Genomic DNA, 12,985 nt, shown 5'->3' on the forward strand with positions numbered 1-12,985 from the left:
TCCGGGGTGCCTGCCGGCACCGCGTTATGTTCAATATTGCCTGTCGAATGCCAGCAGCAGAACGCCGTGGGGAGGCAAAACCAGCTTCTTCTGCCAAAGCTCCTGTCCGTCTATCCATTCCGTTGTCATTCCCGGACCGCTTCTCCCGCGGAGATATTCGATCTCCTCTTCGGTCATCGCTGCCGGCGCCCCGAGCTGAACCCATTCATCGAACACAGAACCATGCTCCCGATCAAGCGTGTAGCTCGTCAATTTATAACGGCCGGCCAGTCCTTCGATTGTGATGCGAAAGGCTTTATCCCCTCTCTCTTCAAATACGGAATACCGGTTCGTCTCTGATAAGCCCGACCAGTCTCCGCTGGCATACAGATGATCCACATGGACATAATGGTACAGCAATATCCGCAGGCGGCCGTCATCGCTTGTCGTTGCGATATATCCATCTCCCTGCGCCACGATCCGGTCTCCCAACTGATGAAGCAGTTGGAAAGCGTAATAGCCCGGCTTCCGCAGCCCGTCGCGATTGACCAGTCCGAACCCGCCGTAAAAATGCGCAGGCGGCACCGGACTTTCCTCGAACACATCGGTAAAAGTCCAGAACGCCAGCGCGTGGATGCTGCCCAAGGTCGTCAAGGCATGATAAATGACGAACGGCGCCATAAACATCGTATCGTGGACCAGGTTGCGGTCGTACATAGAGAAATTCCATTCCGTTATATGAAGCTCAAGATGCGACCGGCCTTCCGCTTCCAGCTTCTGTTTCACACTTCTGATGTTGTCCATATAAAAAGAGGGGGGCATCATTGTCGTGAGCGGATTCGCTTCCCCCTTGCGGTACGGATAATCGGAATAGACATGGAACGAGAAGAAATCAAGCGGCACATCGCGAATTTCACATTGGCGAAACCGCAATCCAGCGCGATTTGCGTAATGCTGTTCGTGCTGTTGATCAGCTGCTCCTGCGCCTTCTCCAGCCGGACAAGCGTCAAATATTTCTGAAACGGTATGCCGATCTTATCGCTGAAAAAATGGGAGAAATAATGCAGGCTCAGATGCTCCTGATCCGCAATGGTCTGCAGCGTAATCTTCTGGCTGTAGTTTCGATCAACATATTGCAGGATGCGGTTCAGCCGTTTGTAATCGTCGGAAGCCGTCGGGCTGGTCTCTATTGTTCCGATCGAGAAATAACGAACGAGGTGACCGCAGAGCAATTGCATGCGGCCGATTGCGTAACTGCGATAGCCCGGCGCTTTCTTATTCATTTCTTGCACGATTCGGGCCAGATCGCGGCGAATTCTGTCATACCTCGAGCGGTTGCGTTCGCTCTGAACCGTGGAATTGCATTCGATCAGAGCATCTCCGCCCAGCCATTCCGGATTAAACTGCCAGGTCAACAGCACATTATCCTCCTGCGTTCGCTCGATCTGATGAACCGACATGCTGTTAATTACGATGATATCGTCCTGATGCAGAATGAATTGGCGCTGATCGACGTAGACCAGAACCGAGCCCTGAAGCACATAGATCATTTCGACTTCTTTATGCCAATGGAAGCGGACATGATTGACGCTGTTGACGAACAGCTTGACGGGTAAATCGTCGGGATGCTTGATAAATTCGTACAAATAACGAATGATCGTCTCCCCCTTCTGCGAAACTTTATAGAGCAGTCTGATATTCTCATTGTAACCATAAGACCGATTGGAAAACAGTCAACCCCATAAGGCGGATTTGACAACTCGAACATTCCCTGATAAATTTCACTTAGTAAGTACTTAATAAATAAATGAAGGATGAACAGAATGAATGCTTCAATAAACAAAGTGATCATCATAGGCGGAGGACCGGTCGGACTGACATTATCCATTGCCCTGTCTCGTTACGGGATTCCTTCTATCGTTCTGGAAGCTCGGGACAAGGCTACTTCGCCGGACGAATCCAGAGCGATCACATGGATGCCGAGAGGACTGGAATTGTTGGAATGGCTGGGGATTTATCACCCTTTTTATAAGAAAGGGGTTCTTCGCACTTGTCATCAGTTTGAAAGCCGCCGTGGAAAATTGCTTAGCTGGTCTTTCGAAGGCATAGCGTCCCCCTACCCTTTCTCCCTGCAGTTGCCGCAGCATGATACGGAAATGATTTTGGAAGAAGCGGCACGGTCCACGGGTTATGTTGAAATTAACAGAGGGCATAAAGTAATCGATATCGGGCAAACGGAGCACGCCATAACGGTCAAAGTTCAATGTCATGATCGGATTTACGAGCTGGAATCCCCATGGGGGGTTGGATGTGACGGGGCCAAGTCGCTCATTCGGGAGAAACTGAACATCGGAAAAACATGGAGGGATTACGGCATGGATTCGGCCGTTGCAGATTTTGAATTGAAATGCGGGCTTTCGCAGGACATCTCAAATATTGTATTGGATCCCCAACGTCCCTATGGGTTCTTCTACTTTGCTCCCGGCCGCTGGAGACTCATTTACCGAATCAATAAAGAAGAAAGCAGAAGCGAGGCTACAAGCCCGGAATTTATCCATCGATTATTAAAGGAAAAATTGCCGGATGCCAAAGTCAAACGTCTGCTTTGGGCAAGCGCGTTCCGATTGGGGCAAGGGCAGAGCGATCATTATCGAAAAGGAAGATGGCTGTTGGCGGGAGATGCGGCACATGCCATGGGCCCTTCGGCCGGTGCGGGGATGATGGTCGGAGTGCTCGGAGCCTGGAGACTGGCTTGGAGGCTGGCGCTGGCTATGCAGAATCATCCCGATTCCGATAAATTGCTTGAAGATTATTCCAAAGAACAAAGAGAGGGAGCGAATGAAATCCAAAACAACAATGCGATGATTTTTAGAAACATGGCGATAACCCATCCGCTTCTGGCAGCAGGACGGGCATTCGTCTTAAGGAACTTTGGCCGCATTTCTTCATTCGGAAGATCCGCGCTGGAGAAAGAGGCATTATTAAGCCAAGCATTGCCCGTTTCGGGGGCTTCCGATCAATATGTTCCGAGTGGAGTTCTTTCCTTAAGCTCCTATGGCCCATGGCAGTTGGGCAAAAGGGTTCCTTACATCGCAGCGGATAAGGGCCCCCACCCTCTTTCCGGCATGGATCGCTCCCATACGCTTATCTCCATTGGAAAGCATCACCCTGAACAAGAGCAGAGGCTGTTCGAAAACATAATGAAAGAGTTCAGCTTCCCGGCCGGCAGGAAGCTTGTTCATCCGAACGTAAACTCTTCTTACCGTAAACTATCCAACGATTTCGTATTTGCACTAGTCCGGCCGGATCAGCATGTGGTTTCCATCTTTAAAATGTAGAAATTGCTGTGATAATACATTTTTATTTATGTACGGAGAAGGTGATGGTCGTTCCTTGGCCTGGATTGCTGACAATTTGCAATCCTTCGCCATAAAGCTGCTTCAGCCGGAAATTGGTGTTGTAGAGTCCGATTCCTTTTCTCCTGCCATCCATGTCTTTCTTCTGCAGCACTTGCCGAATGACGTCTTCGTCCATGCCGATGCCGTCGTCCCTTACCGACACGACAGCATGCGTTCCCATGTCGGCAACGGTAATCGCAATCCTCCCCCCTTGCTTGCGGGCAAGCACTCCGTGACGAACCGCATTTTCAACCAGCGGCTGGAGTGTGAGCGGAGGAATCGATAGCTTCAGATTATCATCTATATTCCATTCGACGTGAATACGGCTCCTGAACCGCACCTTCTCAATATATAAATAAGCACGGACGAGCTCGAGCTCCTTTTGCAATGGGACAAGCTGATCCGTATTTTGAAAATCGAAGCTGGTTCTCAAGTATTGTCCGAAGCTTTCGAGCAAAGCCTGCATTTGGCGGATGTCGATTTCACTTAATGCAGAAATAGAGTTAAGTGCATTAAACAGAAAATGCGGTCTGATCTGTGCTTGCAGCCATGCAGCCTCCATACGTGCCTGGTTGCGCGCGGCGCGGACGACCTCCGTCAAAGCGCGAACCCGCGACTTCAATTCAAGCGAATCGACCGGTTTCGTAACGTAGTCGTTCGCCCCGGCGCGGAAGCCGGCTTCGATATCCTCGGTACGGCTGCGTGCCGTAAGCAGCAGAATCGGCAGCTCTGTAAGCGAGAAAAGTTCTCTGACGCGCCGGGCCAATTCATATCCCGACATGCCCGGCATCATGACATCAGCGATCAGTAAATCCCAATTTCCTTGTTCCAGAAGGGAGAGCGCTTCGGCTCCACTTACTGCCGTCGCGAGTTCATAGCTTTCTGACGGCAGAACACTTTGGAGGACACGCAAATTGACGGGATCGTCATCCACAGCCAGGATACGCGGCCTGTCGCTACCCTTGTATTCCGACAGGGCAGCGGCTGCTTCAGCCGAAGCGGCGACGTAACTGGCGGGATTTTCTTCGATCATGCTGTCCGGAATCTCATTCTCGATGTCAGCGACCGGCAGTGTAAATACGAATACCGACCCCTGACCAGGCGTCGATGTTACTGATAGTGAGCCTCCATGCAGCTCGACTAGCTGCTTTGTAATTGCCAGCCCCAAGCCTAACCCCGTCGCTTTACCGGACTCATCGGAAGGCCCTTGTTCGTAGGGCAGGAAAATGCGGCTTACCGTCTGCTCATCCATCCCGATTCCAGTATCGGATATTTCGATATGTACTTTTCCATCCTTGTCGAAAGCACGAACTCGGATTATGCCTTCATTCGTAAATTTGACTGCATTGTGAATTAGATTGAACAATATCTGGATGAGCCGATTCTCGTCTGCATATACGGGAGGTAACGAAGCCGGAACTTCGCTCTTAAGCTCAATCGGCTTCCCTTCGGCGAGGTAGCGAATCATATCCAATACACCTGCCGTTACATTGGACAGATGGAGTTTGGCCGGATAAATTCGTACGCGTCCTTCCTTAAATCGCTTCAGATCCATCAGATCGTCCAACAGCACGGACATTCGCTTGCCAACCGCAAGAAGCAGCTCCATTCGCGCCCGGTTGCTCCCATTATCTATACTTCCCCCGCTGTCCATAACGGCTTGTGCCATATTCATTATACCGTGCAGCGGATTTCTCAGTTCATGGGAAGTAGCGACCAGAAATTCGTCTTTCTGTTTGTCCTGTGCCTGCAATTGCCGTGTAAGCTTAGCCGTTTTCTCAGAATGGCGAAAATAATCCTTGAACCAAAACAAGGCCAAACAAGAAAACCCGGCCAACAAATCGAAAGGGTAGTAGTCGCTGCTGACCAGACCGGCTGTCTTGAGAACCCCCCACAGGGTACTTGCGGTGAAAGCCGTCATTGCGAACAAAATATAGATCATATCCTGATAGCCTTGCCGTATTGCACGATAAACATATAGCGGCACCAGGACAAAAGGCACCAGAGTCAGCAAGGTATGAAGCAGGTCCGTATAGCTCAATATGTCGGGAGGCAAAATCACGACGCAAGCTGCATAAATCGCACAAATTATACCGTACCAGCGTGTAAAGAGAGCAAGCCGCACGAAGGATGTCAGCAGATCATTGGTAAACTTCAACAGGAAAACAGATACACCGAGAAACGATAGGTAGTACAGCTTCCACCCCCAAAGATAACCAATTCCAAACCAGTCCAACAAAATGCGGTCATCATCCGTAATAATAGACAGCATTGCGCTAAGCATCAGCATAGAGAAAGAAAGCAGCGCTTTATGACGGGCTCCCATAGCGAATAGGGCGACAGCATATGCGGCATGCATGAACAGAAACAGAAATATCGCAGCTTGAAGCCCTGCTGATACCGAATACGCCTTGCGAATCGCCTCTTCCGTCCCAAACTTGATCGGCTGCATAATTCCGTTTATAGCGTGATTATCGTAATTGGCTACATGAATGACAATATCGACAATGCCTTGATCCGGGATAAACGTCCCTATATACGGAAGGTTGCCGGGTATGAAATCTTCCTCTCGTGCCGCAGGATTACCGGAGCCCGCAATCCGTTCTCCGTTCACGTACAATGCGGACGATGACGGAATGGAGGGGACGCGTATGCTGTAGGCACCTGAGGACGCCGGGTGTAACATGAGCCTTAACCGATACGACGCATAACCCACTCCTTCCGGAAGCTCATCTTCCCAGCTTGACGGCAGTTGTACGAGTTTTTGTTCCGTTATGGGCTCCATTTTAGAATGGATCAGTTCGTTGGGATAAAAAAACCATTCTCCGTTCAGTAACAATAGCGGAGCTTGCTCTTTGTTCCACTCGCTTAAATCCAGCACACCTCCGGAAACTGCTACAGCTCTCGATGAACCCTGTATTTGTAACCAGGCGAGTCGTATACCGGTTAGAATTAAGACGAATATAAAGAGGTATATTGCAATTTTCGTTCTTCTCATACCCCTCCCCCTCTTTCCTTTCGTAGGGCTTTCCTTGCGGCTATTCCTCTCGCCTATGTTACAATGAAAGCAAAGATTTTTCGAGGGATTCTTTACGGTTCGTAAGAAGTCCGCAACTTGGACATACATTTTTAGGATTCGGAAACACGAATCGTTTTTCTAGTGGATGCGGGAAAGAGCATATATGGAAGAAACCGGACGGGAAAGGCAGGAGCGCCTTTTCGTCCGGTTTTTTTTCGTTCAACGAATGAATTTGACCGAGGGATCTCGAGCAGATTTAAGTAAAACCCCTTCATCCGAAGTAAGCACACGAGAGATCGGATCCGCCACTTTCAGCACCAGTTGACCTGAACCATCCAGCAGTACGACGCCGTAATCATCATTTTCGCCAACATGGCAGATGAGCCGGTCGTTCAACACTTGCACGCCGGCTATTGGCGTTTTCCATACAAGCGGATCTTTCCCGTTCGGTTCGGCCTGGTACAGCTCGAATCGGTTCGTATCCTTCTCGGTTGTATAAAATACTTTGCCGGCGATGCTGTCAAACCATGACACGGCATGGTCGGACAGTTTCATTTCACCCGTCCCGTCTAGCGCAGAAGAATATAACATGTTATCCTCGTCTTTTACATAGTACAATTTGTTATCGATTATCTGGAACCATCTGACTCCCGAGTTCACTACCCTCTCGGTCTTATTCGTTTTCAGGTTTATTCTGTAGATGAAATTCTGGTCGTATTGGAGTTCTGAGCACAGAACATAGACATCATCTCCGAGGACAGTGGTGGCGGTAGTGCGTACGTAGGGTGTGGTGCCATCCCCGCCCTTACTGCACACCTGGAAGCAACCCAGGAATTCTGTCTCTACCTAATTTTAGAATAAAATCATTTAGTTTTTTTGAATTATCGTTAGTGGATTCGTAATTCTTTCCGCCAAATGTCAAATTACTATCCAAACGATACGTTTGATTTCCGTCTTTCAAATCAAAAAAATACAAATACCCGACGCCTTTACTATCTGTTTCTCGAACCTCAATGCTCTTGATCCGGGAAACAATATCTTGGATTGTTTTCGAATCAGTAACTGAAAACTTGTTTCCATCACTGAATTGTACATCGATTTCATTTACATTTGAAAAATCACTTTTTAACACGCCGGTTAAACTCATAACCTTCCCCTTCGTGTCATCGTTGTTTGGGCCGTCGCACCCAACAACGAACAATGCGATCAGTACAAGCAACATACTCATATATATAGGAATCCTTGCTTTAAGCAAACCCGCCACCCCCTACCTTCAAAACGATGTTTTCCATCAAATAGTTGCACCATAAAGAAAGGGAGCCTTAAAGCTCCCCCCATTATTATCCCAATATTTTACGATGTTCGAAAAGGAAGTCGGGCTCCTTTTTTATCGAAGTTTACAGATTCTAACAAATCTCACAATGAAAGATGTTACGGTTTATTTAACTTTTTTTCAAATATATTTTTTAGGGAATAGAACACTTGGAAAAACCAATTTAGTTCCTACTAGCGAATCCGTTGAATATCCCAGTAGCGCCACAAGTGCGACCACCGGCCTCACCCCCTATCTAACGGGAAGCTGCGCCGTGGTCACGATCCACCGCTATTCAAGTCCATGACCTGATTATATCATTGCTTGTACTAAGAAAAATACTAGAAATCCGATAGCGGCCACTCGGAATTAAATCAGTCTGTTTATTCTTTCCCGGCATCACGTCGTCATAGCAAACCATCGATACCATGTCAATTTTCCAATCGCATTCCGAACAATTCACTTGCTTCTTGTGTTTTGACCCGCTGTTTAAAATCCATAATATCAACACATTGTCGAACCCTGAATCCACTTGAATCTTGAGAATCCGCGCTACGCCGTTATTCAATGGTGCAATTTTGTCCCTCATCAAAGCAACTGCGTTTACTGCTCATTGTGCTGCATTCCTGACGTCAGAACGGTCGATCACTCCAGAGAAATTGACGACTAATCAATGGATGAATGGAACATAATACGTTTATTCCATCCTATTTCCAGACGAAAATAGACAACTATGCCTCAGGAGATGATGATCAATGAAGAACAGCCAAAAAGTAGCAGTCATTACGGGTGCAGGGCAAGGAATCGGGAAAGGTATCGCTAAACGGTTGGCACATGACGGCTTCGCCATCGTCTTAAGCGATATGAACGAAGAAGTGCTTAACGCTACAGTCAATGAATTTAAAGAACAGAACATCCATGTTGCTTCATTCGTTGGCGATGTTTCCAAGCAGCAGGATCAAAAAACTTTAGTCAAGACGGCGGTCGATCACTTTGAAAGAGTCGATGTTTTTGTCAATAACGCGGGAATTGACCAGGTATCGCCGCTAACGGATGTCGAGCCGGCCAAGCTGGAAAAGCTTTTTCAAGTGAACGTATTCGGTGTATTATACGGCATTCAAGCGGCGGCCGAACAAATGAAAAAACAAGAAACCGGCGGGAAAATAATCAACGCCTGCAGCATTGCAGGACACCGGGGCTTTGCCATGCTCGGGATCTATTCGGCTTCCAAATTTGCTGTCCGCGCATTGACCCAGGTCGCCGCGCAGGAGCTTGCCAAAGATAAAATCACCGTCAACGCCTATTGTCCCGGAATTGTCGGAACAGGCATGTGGGATCGCATTGATGCGGCGATGGTCGGATATATGGGGTTGCAAAAAGGAGAAGCCTTCAAAAAATTTGCAGAAGATATTGCATTAGGCCGCACTCAAGAGCCGGAAGATGTGGCGAACTTCGTTTCCTATCTAGCATCCCCGGACTCTGATTATATGACCGGACAATCGGTGATGATTGACGGCGGCATAGTATACAATTAGCGAAATACCGGCTTCAATCGCAGCAACATTCATCAGGTGCTCAACAGGAGGGTGACATGACAACTCTTAACGATTTTGACAACAAAACGGTAATGATTACGGGAGCGGCGACAGGGATCGGACGGGCCGCTGCGCTGGCGTTTGCGAAACGGGGGGCGTCCATCGCGATTGGCGATGTGGACGACCGCAGCCAGGAAACCGTGAAGCAGATTGAAGCGATGGGAAGAGAAGCTGTGTTTATCAAAACCGACGTTTCGAACGCCGCACAAGTCGCAGCATTAATAGAGCAGACGGTCGCCCGGTTCGGCCGGTTGGATCACGCATTTAATAACGCCGGTATCCTGCCGCCGACCAAGCCGTTCGTTGAAATGAATGAGAAAGATTTCGATCAAACGATTGCCGTTGACCTGAAGGGCGTCTTCCTGGCGATGAAATACGAAATTGAAGCGATGCTCAAGTCCGGCGGCGGTACGATTGTGAATACGGCTTCCGTAGCCGGGCTGATTGCAGACCCGTTCATGGCTCCTTACGTTGCCGCGAAACATGGCGTGGTCGGATTGACCAAAGCGGCAGGGATCGAATATGCGTCGCAGGGCATTCGGGTGAACGCGGTTGCGCCGGGACTTACGGAGACTCCGATGACCAAAGGATGGATGGACGACCCCGAATTTCGGAAGACGGTTGTCGGCAATGTACCGGCAGGACGGCCTGCCAAACCGGAAGAGATCGCGGAAATGGTTGTTTTCTTGTCCTCGCCGTCCGCCAGCTTCGCGGCCGGTCAAACCTTCACCGTGGACGGCGGACAAACCGCGCATTAGCGGGATCTGTTTTTTTGCCGCGAATACTATAGACCGAGGGGAGCCCTCGGTTTTTTTGCGTGCCGGCTTATCGTTCATAAGCGGCGCCTGGCTATCTCTTCGGCATCCTGCTTCCGAATTTGCTTGCCCAGCTTTCCAAGAAGGGCGATAAGCCCGTATAAGAAAAGAGTCAACAAAATTTCCGTTAGTACATTCCCGATCTCTATTCCATCGATCCATTGGTCAATTGTATGAATGATCACTCCAAAAACGGCAATCAGCACGAGCTCCTGCAGGATCTTAACGGATAATTGGAAGCGTTCCTTAAGCAAATGCCTTCTCAAGCTGTCCAGCAAGGTGCCTACGATACCCAAAACCCCCGTCCCCAGCAGGACTAACCCCATAAAAGCGAACACCGAACCGATCGATGAAATCCGGATATGGATAAAATTGAAGCTTAGTAACGAGTAGACTGAAAATCCTAGAATAACGATCAGAACGAGTATAATTCCAGCCAGAACAAGCAATATTTTCAAGGATTCCCCTATGCTTTTTTTGCTCAACAACACCCACCCCTTTTGACGATACTTATTATCTCTCCATATCCTTAATGGGATCAGCATACCCGCTATTCGGTTCCAAAACCAATTATATACAAAAAAAGGAAAAATCCGCTCCCATAAAAAAGATCATCACCGAAGAACAACCTTGTACGTATTCCCGGCAATGGCTAAATAGTCGCAAAATAAGACAGCTACCTTGAAAATGGGTTTATTTCCATTTTCCGCCGGAGTCGTGCAAGCGGAATAGCGCGTCTAAATGGATTTCATACAGCTAGTTTTGCTTCTTTAGAGCAAAAAATGAACACTAGATGGAAAAACTCCATCTATTTCATACAAAAAGAAGAATATCAGCAAAAATACTCCATTATAAATGTAGTTTTTCCATCTAGTCAAGTCCCCTCGCCCCTTTCGCTTCAATCTACCTGCATAAAATACAGTTAGACCCCCATGTCTCTGACCGCGGCACCGGCAGATAGTAAAAATAGACGGATTTTCAAGGTAGACGCTTTCCTTCTCCCAGGCCAAAATGGCAGCTAGGCGGGAATACGATTATCCCCCCATGCTGCTGCGCCACCAAATCCGATCCATGCAATAAGTCCCCTCGGGGGCTAAATCCACTTAGATTTCTACAACTCTCCAAACGAAATCAACTGCATGTGCAACAAATACTACATTCCGGCGTCTAATGTTAGAGGAAAAGTTTACTAGATTAAATGAAAACAGGAGGAAGCCAGCAGGATGGGAGGAAGGAACCGGTTCGTTTGGATAATGGTCGCAGTTATGCTTCTTGCATGGGTAACACCGGCCGCTGAAGCCGCCGCAGCTTCCGGCTCTGCCCGGGAAATCGAAATAGTATTGGACGGTAAAAGATTGGAGAGCGACGTCTCTCCCTACATCGTCCCCGAAGTGTACGTAACGATGGTGCCGTTGCGCCTTATAAGCGAAGCATTGGGCGCAGAGGTAAGCTGGAATCAGCAGGAGCGGCAAGCAACGATCAGAGGAGGAGACGGCAAGCTGATTATTATGAAGCAAGGATTGTCGAATGCTATAGTCAATGGGCAAAGCGCAGCGCTTGATGCTCCCGTCGCAAACAAATCCGGTTATACGATGGTGCCGATTCGCTTTATCGCGGAGCAGCTCGGCCTGAAGGTCGGCTGGAACCAGCAGGATCAGCGTATTACATTGACTACGGGCGATAATGAAGCGCCTGTCCCCGCTGCCGGGGCCGGAGAGGGCTTACCGGGATCAGAGAAGGCAGCCCCGGACAGCGATGGCAAGGGCGAGAAGAGCGAGCTGCGCGGAGTATGGATATCAACCGTCTATAATCTCGACTGGCCGTCGCAAGCCTCTTACGGCAAGTCTGTTCAGCAGATGGAGGAATTCCGCGAGCTGCTCGACGAGCTGCAGGAGTTAGGGATGAACGCGGTATTCGTGCAGGTTCGTCCTGCCGCAGACGCCTTGTATCCATCGCAGCTTGTCCCCTGGTCCAAATATTTGACGGGCACTCAAGGTCTTGCCCCCGATTATGATCCGCTATCCTTCATGATAGAGGAAACCCACAAGCGGAATATGGAGTTTCATGCCTGGTTCAATCCGTTCCGCGCCGCCGTTGACACCAACACCGAGCAGCTTGCCTCCAGCCATATTGTGAAGCAGCAGCCGGACTGGATCGTCAATGCCGGCGGCAAGCTGTACATCAATCCGGGCATTCCGCAAGCGCGCCAACACATTATCGACGCGATCATGGAAGTGGTAAACCATTATAATATTGACGGGGTCCATCTGGATGATTATTTTTATCCGTCCAATACAGAATTTGCGGATGACCAGACTTTCCTGACATATAATCCGGACAAAATCGCCTCGAAGGCCGACTGGAGACGCAGCAATATCAATGCATTTGTGCGTGATCTCGGACAAGCGATCGACAGCGCCAAGCCTCAGGTCCGCTTTGGAATCAGCCCGTTCGGCGTATGGCGCAACCAGTCGACGGACAAGACCGGTTCGGATACGAAGGCCTCGCTGACGGCATATGACAGTATGTATGCCGATGTTCGCACCTGGATCAAGGAAGGATGGATCGACTATATCAATCCGCAGCTGTACTGGAGCCTTTCCTTTCCGGCCGCCAGATATGACAAGCTGGTGGATTGGTGGGTGCAAGAGGTGAAGGGAACCGGAGTGGACCTGTACATCGGCCATTCTCCGTATAAGCTGGGGACGAAGGAAGCCGGCTGGCAGAGTGCGCAGGAAATTATTAATCAGTTGGAATACAACAAGCGCTATTCCGAGATTAAAGGGGATATCTTCTTCAGCGCGAAGGATCTTCGCAGAAATCCTCTGGGCATTAAAGAAGCGCTCCGCTCTTATTATCCTTAATCA

Annotated in this window: 10 protein-coding genes; 4 read left to right on the top strand and 6 right to left on the bottom strand. The window is 49.0% G+C overall.

The genetic code is table 11. From position 1 onward, the window contains the following. Positions 1-30: 30 nt before the first annotated feature. Entirely contained in the window at positions 31-882 is an 852-nt protein-coding gene (locus ACTHRH_RS10575; protein ID WP_440415440.1) for a GH39 family glycosyl hydrolase, read from the bottom strand. Continuing rightward, positions 801-1,625 carry an AraC family transcriptional regulator gene (locus ACTHRH_RS10580; RefSeq protein ID WP_440415442.1) on the bottom strand — a complete coding sequence of 275 codons (825 nt, stop codon included), beginning with the start codon at positions 1,623-1,625 and terminating at the stop codon, positions 801-803. Before ACTHRH_RS10580 ends, ACTHRH_RS10575 begins: the two co-directional genes overlap by 82 nt. 177 nt (positions 1,626-1,802) lie before the next feature. On the opposite strand from ACTHRH_RS10580, the gene ACTHRH_RS10585 reads away from it, so the two are divergent. Further along, positions 1,803-3,317, top strand: coding sequence for an FAD-dependent oxidoreductase (locus ACTHRH_RS10585; protein WP_440415444.1), 1,515 nt, complete (start codon positions 1,803-1,805; stop codon positions 3,315-3,317). Positions 3,318-3,339: 22 nt separating this feature from the next. On the opposite strand, the gene ACTHRH_RS10590 is transcribed toward ACTHRH_RS10585, so the two are convergent. The 3 genes from ACTHRH_RS10590 to ACTHRH_RS10600 form a co-directional block, all read right to left on the bottom strand. Beyond that, positions 3,340-6,375: a hybrid sensor histidine kinase/response regulator gene (locus ACTHRH_RS10590; RefSeq protein WP_440415446.1), complete on the bottom strand. Its 3,036-nt coding sequence runs from the start codon at positions 6,373-6,375 to the stop codon at positions 3,340-3,342. Positions 6,376-6,615: 240 nt separating this feature from the next. Then, complete coding sequence (locus ACTHRH_RS10595; RefSeq protein ID WP_440415448.1) at positions 6,616-7,212, bottom strand: DUF5050 domain-containing protein; 597 nt, start codon at positions 7,210-7,212, stop codon at positions 6,616-6,618. Continuing rightward, positions 7,202-7,651, bottom strand: coding sequence for a hypothetical protein (locus ACTHRH_RS10600; protein ID WP_379285805.1), 450 nt, complete (start codon positions 7,649-7,651; stop codon positions 7,202-7,204). The genes ACTHRH_RS10595 and ACTHRH_RS10600 overlap by 11 nt, the downstream gene beginning before the upstream one ends. Positions 7,652-8,463: 812 nt before the next feature. On the opposite strand from ACTHRH_RS10600, the gene ACTHRH_RS10605 reads away from it, so the two are divergent. Further along, entirely contained in the window at positions 8,464-9,243 is a 780-nt protein-coding gene (locus tag ACTHRH_RS10605; protein ID WP_440415450.1) for an acetoin reductase, read from the top strand. Positions 9,244-9,299: 56 nt separating this feature from the next. Further along, the gene (locus ACTHRH_RS10610) at positions 9,300-10,061 is read left to right on the top strand and encodes an SDR family NAD(P)-dependent oxidoreductase (protein WP_440415452.1); all 762 of its coding nucleotides are present in this window, start codon (positions 9,300-9,302) and stop codon (positions 10,059-10,061) included. A gap of 74 nt (positions 10,062-10,135) precedes the next feature. Here ACTHRH_RS10610 and ACTHRH_RS10615 read toward each other — a convergent pair whose 3' ends face one another. Continuing rightward, positions 10,136-10,603 (bottom strand): hypothetical protein, encoded by a 468-nt coding sequence (locus ACTHRH_RS10615; protein ID WP_379285799.1) that lies wholly within the window; start codon positions 10,601-10,603, stop codon positions 10,136-10,138. Positions 10,604-11,371: 768 nt separating this feature from the next. On the opposite strand from ACTHRH_RS10615, the gene ACTHRH_RS10620 reads away from it, so the two are divergent. Next, positions 11,372-12,982, top strand: coding sequence for a family 10 glycosylhydrolase (locus ACTHRH_RS10620; RefSeq protein WP_440415516.1), 1,611 nt, complete (start codon positions 11,372-11,374; stop codon positions 12,980-12,982). Positions 12,983-12,985: the final 3 nt, after the last annotated feature.

Source organism: Paenibacillus sp. SAFN-117, assembly GCF_051966115.1.
In the GTDB taxonomy this organism is placed as follows: Bacteria; Bacillota; Bacilli; order Paenibacillales; family NBRC-103111; genus Paenibacillus_L; species Paenibacillus_L residui.

Bases quoted from the DNA above. Each gene is read 5' to 3' on its own strand.
- ACTHRH_RS10585 (WP_440415444.1), top strand. From the start codon at position 1,803: ATGAATGCTTCAATAAACAAAGTGATCATCATAGGCGGAGGACCGGTC.
- ACTHRH_RS10590 (WP_440415446.1), bottom strand. From the start codon at position 6,375: ATGAGAAGAACGAAAATTGCAATATACCTCTTTATATTCGTCTTAATT.
- ACTHRH_RS10605 (WP_440415450.1), top strand. From the start codon at position 8,464: ATGAAGAACAGCCAAAAAGTAGCAGTCATTACGGGTGCAGGGCAAGGA.
- ACTHRH_RS10610 (WP_440415452.1), top strand. From the start codon at position 9,300: ATGACAACTCTTAACGATTTTGACAACAAAACGGTAATGATTACGGGA.
- ACTHRH_RS10620 (WP_440415516.1), top strand. From the start codon at position 11,372: ATGGTCGCAGTTATGCTTCTTGCATGGGTAACACCGGCCGCTGAAGCC.